This is a genomic window from Pedobacter sp. (assembly GCF_035566355.1).
Classification (GTDB): domain Bacteria; phylum Bacteroidota; class Bacteroidia; order Sphingobacteriales; family Sphingobacteriaceae; genus Pedobacter.
Genome location: NZ_DATMRL010000378.1, coordinates 1 through 6,403, shown reverse-complemented (window position 1 = coordinate 6,403; position 6,403 = coordinate 1). Strand labels below are relative to the sequence as shown.

Sequence of the window (6,403 nt, the reverse complement as noted above, 5' to 3'; positions counted from 1 at the left end):
GATAGAGTGTAAGAGTCGCTCTTTGGTTCTATGCTGTATATCGTTAATTTTTGTTTGCGAAATGGCTTCGGAATGATCAATTTGATCATACCAGGTGTATAATTCCTTTCTCTCCTCATCGGTTTCTTCACTACGAAAGTATTTGGTCAGTATGTTTATTATCTTTTTATTTATGCTCATCATGGGGCGGTCTGTAATAAAACAGGTCGGGTTTATTACTAGAGTGAGGTGAAAGGAGGCTAGCACCTAGTCTTTTTTTAAAAAAAAGTCAAAAGTGCTTTATGGGGATTTTAAATGCTTTTTTTCATTACTTTAACTGCACTTTCTAGGTCAAAATTAAGCTTGTGAAAAAGTAGATTATACTTTGGATCGTGGCAGGTTACAAACCACAATAGTTCTGACAGATAAACCCTGCCCACGCATTTGTTGTGCTGGTATACTGGCAGGAATTCTCCATCGTATTCTAACAGTACTTCTATGGCATCAACTACTAGCTGATCTGGATATAAATGTATCTGATCTTGCAAAAATGGATCACAGGATTCCTCTTCGATAAATGACATGATATTCATAAAACTATAAGATGGTAATAGTCAGTCAGGGAAATGATTCCTCAGTTTGCCTGCTCTGTTTTTTTGTTGATACTTTTGATTTGTTCGTCCATGTCATAAGCGGCAGCTAATAAATATTCTAGTAACTTGCTTTTTTCGGGATCGCCGTCGGGTGTATCTTTAATGATTTCTACAAGGGAAATGATCTTGGTTAGAGGAGAGCGAACTACATGTGACTGCATCCATGCGATCTCAAGAAGTTGCTGGGTTTGTTGTTTAATAGCCTGCATCTGAACAACTTTTTCGGTAATATCAAGACAGGCTCCAATCATTTCTATCGGTATTTCTTGGGCGTCCAATTTAAGTTTAGCCCAGGAGTGCAGGTAACGTTGCTCTCCATTTGGACGGATAATCCTTTCTTCGAATTCGATATCTTGCTTACTTTGCAGAATGTTTTCAATGATTTGTCGCACGCGATCCTGATCTTCAGGATGTAGTCTTTCAAGGTAGCTGGTAAAGGTTAGCTTAAAGTTCTTCGAGTCGATGCCATAAATTTCATATAGCGCAGGCGACCAACTAATGATATCATGCTGCAAATCCCAGCGCCAGTTCCCAAAGTGAGCCAGTTCCTGGCTTTGCAGCATAAGCAGATTGGCTTCGGTGATGGTTTCCGTTTTTTGTCGGTTCTCTATGATGATCTGCAGCAGAGCGGTAGCTCTTTCCATCACTTGCAATTCTTCTTCAGAGGGTGATCTGGTTTTTTGGTAGTACATAGCCAATGTAGCGATCACCTCCCCTTCAGAACCGATGATTGGGTTTGACCAGCAGGCACTCAGTTGATAATCTAAGGCTAGGGTGCGGTATTTTAGCCATCGATAATCGGTTGCGATATCACTTACAATGACTCGTTGCCCTGTCGCTGCCGCAGCCCCACAGGAGCCCTCACTATTGCCTATTTGAAGGTCTGTAAGGGCATTTATATATTCAGCAGGTAAAGAAGAGGATATGCCGCTCATTAGTCGGTTGTTCTTGATGCGATGGATAGAACATTGCATTTGAGGAAACAGGGTTTCTAATCCACGCAAATAATTGAGCAAAACATCCTGAAGAGGTACAATGAGATCTGAATTCAGTCGTAGTACATCGCGTTCCAGTTGCTGCAGGCCCCTTAACGTTTCGGCTACAGTGTTGTCTATCATGATCCCCCTTAAAAGATATTCTCCATCTGGACGGCGGATGATTGAAACATTATCCTTAATCCATGTGATCTGTCCGTCGGATCTGATGATCCGGTATTCGAACACGCAATTTTTGACATTCCTGTTTTTTAATGCAGAATAATTTTCTATGACTTGTTGGTCTTCAGGATGTATACATGTTTTCCAAAAACCTGGCCAGGTAAGCCAGTCTGTCGCTGAAAAACCTGTAATATGTTGTACATGATCGCTGATAAATGTAAATCGTTCCATAGTGATATCAGCCTCCCAAATAATTCCCTCAATAGATTGTAAAAGGGTATTTAGCTGTTCCAGGTTATTTTTCAATTCTTTCAGGTTGTTTAGGTTAACAATACATTGGCCTGTGATAAAACAGGTCGGTATTTAATAATGTGAGGCTGAAGAGGTGTAGCACCTAGTCTTTTTTAAAAGAAAAGTAAAAAGTGTAAATAGTGGCGAACGGACATCTTTAATTTTTTGATCGCTTTATTGATGTGGTTTTCTACAGTTGATTCGGAAATACCAAGTTGCTTGCTGATTTCTTTATTGGTGAGTTGTTGTTCGCGGCTGAGTTTGAAAATGATTCTACATTTTTCTGGAAGATTCTCTATTTCTTTGTGAACCATATCCAATAGATAGCGATAATAAAAGCGGTCTTCCAAAGATTGGTCGTCGGACTGGAGGTCATAATCGGAAATGTCATCTATGTATTTAATACGGGTAGATTTTCGAATATGTGACATAATCAGATACCTGCATGACGAGTAAAGATAGGCATGAAGGGATTCTATTTCGTGGATTTTTTCTCTATTTTTCCAAAGGCTTAAAAAAAGGTCATGTATAAGATCTTCGGCAATTGTTTCGTCCGGAATCTTTTGAAGTATATGGCGAATGAGTGGCGGGGAAAGCAAATCGTAGAGAGCAGAAAATGCTTTCTGGTCGCCTTTAGAAATTAACACTAAAAGTGGCAGATAGCTATGTTCTGTACTACTTTTCATATCCGGGGTCTGGGCAAATGTAATAAATGTGTTATTAATATGATTGTACTTTTTTTATACGAAATGAAATTTATTGAATAATTTTTGTATTTATTTAAAATATGTTTTTCTGGCAGGAATTTTTTTTTCGAATTTATTTGTATTGGGTAGTTAAGTTATGGGTTGTTGAAAATATGTGAGAAACCCTGCACTTCTTTTCTCACTGGACCTTCCGCGAAGAGCTTCAGGCCCTGAGGTGTGAAAAGAGGTGCAGGGTTTTTTGGGGGAGGATGTCCGGGAAGGGGGATTTCTTTGTTAGCATTGAATTCCAATTATTTGTTAAATCTTCTTATTACTTTCAATAAAATAATAAATAACTGGATGAGAGGTAGAGCAACCTTAGCTTTTTTGGGGCTTTGGGAGACGTTAAATAACTCAGGTTTTAAACCTCTCGAATTCGAGAGGTTTAAAAATGAAGCTAGGAATAATTATTTTGTCCTATCTCCTCAAAAATGGATTGAAAAAACTAATGCTATTGGAATAATTTCAAAATCAGGAAGATATGGGGGACTTTTGCACACGAAGACATCGCATTTGAATTTGCATCATGGATATCTCAATTCGTTCTGGAGAAATTTTGGTGAATTTTATTATTTGTTCGACTAATAGTTATCGTTTGAAATATTTAAAGAGTATGGTTTACTTGTTTGTCCTGATAAAGCTAGTGGACCAAAGTTTCATTTTCACTCGCAATTTTTTGAATCACTAAGATCTTTTCTGTTACAAATTCTCCTGAATTTGATCCTATAGTGGTGTCACCTTTTGTGTCGTATAATTTAAAAGTTCCAATAGCGTCAATGATGAAGTAGAAGTTTGATGGTTTTTGATCGATTTCTTTTAGTAGGTGTTCATCGTTTGGATTTACGTAAGCACTGTCTGCAATTTTAAATTCTACTTTCAAATCTTTGCAATTTTTATTGTCGGCTCTTAGTGCCCAATGGCCATCAATTTTGCTATAGATGGATCTTACATACACACTCTCATTATTGTGGTTGGGCAGGTCGCAAAAGTTGATCAGATCAGTAAATGCGATTATTGGGGGAGGAAAAAGTATTTGTATTGACTTTTGTGTTGATTTACAACTTGAAATTGCGAACAACATTATAAGTAATGCCAGTTTGATAAGGAGTGAACTTTTTAGAGCGCTTGATTTCATATTCTAAACATACAAAAAAGATAATATTGTTATCGGAAATTTTCTCTCTGCCCTGTGGCTAATTTATCTTCGTTCCCATAAAGCATGAAGCAAAATTGAGCAATTGCATAAGGAAATCAATGAACTGAGGAGCAAGGGAGAAGCTTTTTTAAATAAGGTGAGCGATTATAATCAACGTAAAGAGTAAGAAATAAAAGGCTTCAGAATAAAGAACGTAGCTATGTATTAGAGGTAATGATCAACATCAATAGCTATTTGTAGCTATTGATTGCTGATAATCAGATAGATAATTTTGATTGAAATAAAAATAGCTCTGAATATTGATCCGGTTAAAGATTGTTTCTGCTAAATTTAATACTCATGGCATTTGACTTTAGATTCTCTTTCTCCAACTAACGATTACTCGTGTTCGATAGGTATCCATTCCAGCGATGAAATAGACATTTACATAAGCATATTCGTCTTGCCAGGTAACCGATTCTGAAAAATAGTTTTCATCACCAGGACCAGGCTGTTTAACAACGGAGATACCCGCTTTTCCAAAATATTCCGATACAAATTTTTTGTTTATTTCGAATTGCTGTTTTAATTGTTTCAGTGTTCTTTGATTGGCATTCCATGTATAATCAGATAAGCGGATGAGACTATCAGGTAGTGAAAAAAATATGCTTTGTTCGAAACTAAGGCTATCGAGATTCTTGGAGAAAACAATAGGTTTCCCTAATTTCAAAGTATCGGCACCAGGAAAATAATCTTTTGAAACTGTTATTTGGTAATCGAATTGCCGCACTTCACATTTTTGTGCAGTAATTATTGAATCTACCTGCGCAAAAGATGGCCGCTCAAATTTGACGATAATTTTCTGTGCGTCACAGTTTGAGCAAACTATAAACAGAATTGAAAAAAATAAAATTCTAATCATTACCATATCAACATTCTTAAATCTACTTCATTTTTACACAATACGTAAAATATATTCTACACTTTTGTTCTGGAGAGAATTCTGTAATATCCTTGCAATTGTATTAACTGTATTAACGCTCTAAACTTCGCTCAATGAAAAAATTAATTCTAACAATTCTTTCTGTTCTTTGCCTGAATTGTATGCTCTGCTTTGCCCAAAATATCTATGCAGATATCCATGGGAAGAAAGTAGCTGAGCTTACCAAAAATGAAAACAGGTTAGGAGGTAAACTATATCATTCTGATAGGAATTTCATCTCTCTTGATGGTACCGCAGATCCCATAGTTTTCAGAAGACCTGAAAAAAATGGGCTACCAGATTTGCTGGTTTACTATACTTTCAATAAAACAGATTCGCTGATGGACAATATCTTTTATGAATGGGATATCAGCAACTTTGAAAAAGGCGATAATAATGTCAAATCACTTGGTTTTCAAAAGTTGTTGATTCAAAAGTACAACGAGCTTTTAAAACGATTAACAGCTAAATATGGGAAAAGTATTTCAACGGGTGAATTAACTGATTTATCAAAGATAGATAAACTTCATGGATTGCAGAGACAAGACATTTGGAATCTTAATGATAGTACACAAGTGGAGATGTATACAGTGATCACTAATTATTACGAGAAAGAGGGTAACACGATAGTCACGACTCCGGACCATAAAATCAGGATATTCATTAGAAACATCGTTAAAAAAGTCCTTAATGAGCAAGATGTTAAATCGGCAGACCTGAACTTCCAGAGTTTTGTCTCAAAGCTGGTTTCCAATGATCTCATAGGCAGTAGACAGTATTTATCCGATCCTGTCAAAGAGATTACTGATCTTCAGTTAACCGGGACAAGAAATCATGTTAAGGACAAAGGAAATCTGACTATCTTATTTAAAGGTTTCGGAACGTTTATCGACGAAAAAAGGTATCTAAAACTACAATATAAGGGTACAAATTTGGCGGCAGATCAGCCCTCGGAATTGATTGAGGTCATGTTTGATCGTCAAAATAAAATTCTCAGAGTTGTACCGGTAAATAGGTGATCATTAATTAGAGAAGCAGCGGAGTTGAAGGACCTGATGAAAAAGTATTTGGGGTGAGCTTTTCGTATTGATTAGCTAAGTTAATATGAAAAGCAAAAAAAACCTCACTTCGTAAGTGAGGCACGCACCTTAAGGCAATGCGATCGTAGTGAACTTGTCACCTGCCATGTCCTTTACCCTTTGGGTATTGACGCGTCAAATTTATTAACATAACTTCATAATAATAAGTGATTTTAATAATAGATCGTAAGATTACATGCGAACAACAATTAATCTGATCTATAGTTTTTAATGGGAAATTGAAATTTATTTGTTTAAGATCAATGTCTTAGATCGTCTGTCTTTCGGATTTTTGAACCGTTCTGCTGACTAGATAATTCAATCTTGATTATTCATCATATTCGGTGATTATGGGGATACTACGCAACGGAATATCCACTC

7 protein-coding genes are annotated in these 6,403 nt (G+C 36.5%); 2 read left to right on the top strand and 5 right to left on the bottom strand.

Going from position 1 to position 6,403, the window contains the following annotated elements; all coding sequences use genetic code 11:
* Window positions 1–290 precede the first annotated feature (290 nt).
* The 3 genes from VNZ46_RS14515 to VNZ46_RS14505 form a co-directional block, all read right to left on the bottom strand.
* Entirely contained in the window at window positions 291–563 is a 273-nt protein-coding gene (locus VNZ46_RS14515; protein ID WP_146186532.1) for a hypothetical protein, read from the bottom strand.
* Window positions 564–613: 50 nt separating this feature from the next.
* Complete coding sequence (locus tag VNZ46_RS14510) at window positions 614–2,095, bottom strand: PAS domain-containing protein (RefSeq protein ID WP_108553279.1); 1,482 nt, start codon at window positions 2,093–2,095, stop codon at window positions 614–616.
* A gap of 98 nt (window positions 2,096–2,193) precedes the next feature.
* Window positions 2,194–2,766, bottom strand: a complete 573-nt coding sequence (locus VNZ46_RS14505) for an RNA polymerase sigma-70 factor (protein WP_325560800.1) — start codon at window positions 2,764–2,766, stop codon at window positions 2,194–2,196.
* Window positions 2,767–3,003: 237 nt separating this feature from the next.
* Here VNZ46_RS14505 and VNZ46_RS29470 point away from each other — a divergent pair, with 237 nt between their 5' ends.
* Window positions 3,004–3,411, top strand: a complete 408-nt coding sequence (locus VNZ46_RS29470; RefSeq protein ID WP_325560799.1) for a hypothetical protein — start codon at window positions 3,004–3,006, stop codon at window positions 3,409–3,411.
* Window positions 3,412–3,466: 55 nt separating this feature from the next.
* Here the strand turns inward: VNZ46_RS29470 and VNZ46_RS14495 are convergent, their stop codons facing one another.
* Window positions 3,467–3,781 (bottom strand): hypothetical protein, encoded by a 315-nt coding sequence (locus tag VNZ46_RS14495; RefSeq protein ID WP_325560798.1) that lies wholly within the window; start codon window positions 3,779–3,781, stop codon window positions 3,467–3,469.
* A gap of 553 nt (window positions 3,782–4,334) precedes the next feature.
* A complete protein-coding gene (locus VNZ46_RS14490) occupies window positions 4,335–4,889 on the bottom strand; it encodes a hypothetical protein (protein WP_325560797.1) in 555 nt (184 codons plus the stop codon).
* Window positions 4,890–5,017: 128 nt separating this feature from the next.
* Between VNZ46_RS14490 and VNZ46_RS14485 the strand changes: the two genes are divergently transcribed.
* Window positions 5,018–5,962 (top strand): hypothetical protein, encoded by a 945-nt coding sequence (locus VNZ46_RS14485; protein WP_325560796.1) that lies wholly within the window; start codon window positions 5,018–5,020, stop codon window positions 5,960–5,962.
* Window positions 5,963–6,403: the final 441 nt, after the last annotated feature.